The sequence below is a fragment of the Kitasatospora sp. NPDC047058 genome, assembly GCF_040643935.1.
Classification (GTDB): domain Bacteria; phylum Actinomycetota; class Actinomycetes; order Streptomycetales; family Streptomycetaceae; genus Kitasatospora.
Genome location: NZ_JBEYVJ010000868.1, coordinates 1 through 1,394 on the forward strand (window position 1 = coordinate 1; position 1,394 = coordinate 1,394).

The 1,394-nt window shown below is 77.3% G+C and carries 2 protein-coding genes; one reads left to right on the forward strand and one right to left on the reverse strand.

Annotation, left to right across the window (positions count from 1 at the left end; all coding sequences use genetic code 11):
- Positions 1 to 194: 194 nt before the first annotated feature.
- Entirely contained in the window at positions 195 to 1,040 is an 846-nt protein-coding gene (locus ABZ885_RS41200; RefSeq protein ID WP_360200345.1) for a TIGR03084 family metal-binding protein, read from the reverse strand.
- A gap of 143 nt (positions 1,041 to 1,183) precedes the next feature.
- Between ABZ885_RS41200 and ABZ885_RS41205 the strand changes: the two genes are divergently transcribed.
- Positions 1,184 to 1,394, forward strand: a 211-nt coding sequence (locus tag ABZ885_RS41205) for a hypothetical protein (RefSeq protein WP_360200347.1), incomplete at its 3' end; no start/stop codon positions are given.

Sequence of the window (1,394 nt, forward strand, 5' to 3'; positions counted from 1 at the left end):
GCAAGGGCCGGCGCGGCGCAGTCGTGGGGGTGCCTGCGCCGCGCCGGGGTCGGCGGGGTGGGGGTGCGGACGCGACGGTGTCGGAAGGCGGGGCGTCGTCCGGCTCCACGGGGGAATTGCATCATCCGCCGGCGGGGTCCGCCTATCGCCGGAAGGGGTGGTTTGGCCATCCAGCAGTATGTTTTGACGATCAGTCAGTCGCCGTCAGGACCCCCGGCCCCGGCCTCCCGCCCCTTCCCGGGTGCGCCCGCGAAGACCTGGGCGATCGGCAGCCAGGCCGTCGCCGTCGGGCCGGCCGCCGTCAGGGCCAGGTCGTCGCGGTGCCGGCGCTGGGTCACCAGGAGGCAGAAGTCGAGGGCCGGGCCGGTCACCCGGTCCGCCGCGTCCGCCGGGCCCCAGGCCCACAACTCGCCGTCCGGCGACGTCAGTTCCACCCGGACCGGGGCCTCCGGGGCCGGCCGGCCGTGCAGCGAGAAGGCGAACCCCATGGTCCGCACCCCCAGGTGCGCGATGTGGCGCAGCCGTGCGGTCGGTTCGCGGACCACGCCGAGGGCGTCCGCGACGTCCTGCCCGTGCGCCCAGGTCTCCATCAGCCGCGCGGTGGCCATCGACGGGGCCTTCATCGGCGGCCCGAACCAGGGCAGTCTGAGGTCGCCGGGCACCGCGGCCAGTGCGGCGAGCAGCCGCTCCCGCCCCGCCCGCCAGCGGGCCAGCAGTGCCGCCGGGTCCTCCGCGGCGCCCCGCGCGGCGCCCTCGTCCACCGGGTCCAGGCCCGCCGAGAGCAGTTCGCCGAAGACCCGGCCGGTCTCCGCGACGAAGCCCTCCGGGTCGCGCGCGGAGCGCTCGGTCCAGTCGTCCGTCCAGGCCAGGTGGGCGATCTGGTGCGCGATCGTCCACCCCTGGGCCGGGGTGTCCGCCGACCAGCCGTCCGGCTCCAGACCGGCCACCAGCCCGTCCAGCACCGCACTCTCGGCCCGCAGGTCGTCCAGCAGGCCGGTGAGCACGTCCGTGGCTCCGCGGCCCTTCGGTTCCGTCGTCATGCGCGTCCCTCTCGCCTCTTCGGTGACTCGCCGGTAACCCCGGCCCGTACCCTACGCCGCACCCGCCGGCACCACCCGGGACTCCACCGAACGGGCACGTCGCAACCCTCGCCACCGGCCGCACCGCGTGTGAGAATCGCGCGGTGAAGACGGGCCCCAAGGCTGCGGACACCCCCGCCCCGGCGGCCGGCCTCCCGGGCGGGGCCGCCGACGACCTCGCCGTGCGTGCCGCCGCACTCGTCCGGGACGCCGTGCTGGGGGACCTCGCCCGCCGGGTGGTCGCCGACTGCGGAGCCGACGTCGGCCTGGTCGGCGTGCCCGAGCCGCCGCGCCCCGCCCGCGGCCGCACGGCCG

Excerpts from the sequence above, each read along its gene's own strand:
- ABZ885_RS41200 (WP_360200345.1), bottom strand. The coding sequence starts at position 1,040 with ATGACGACGGAACCGAAGGGCCGCGGAGCCACGGACGTGCTCACCGGC.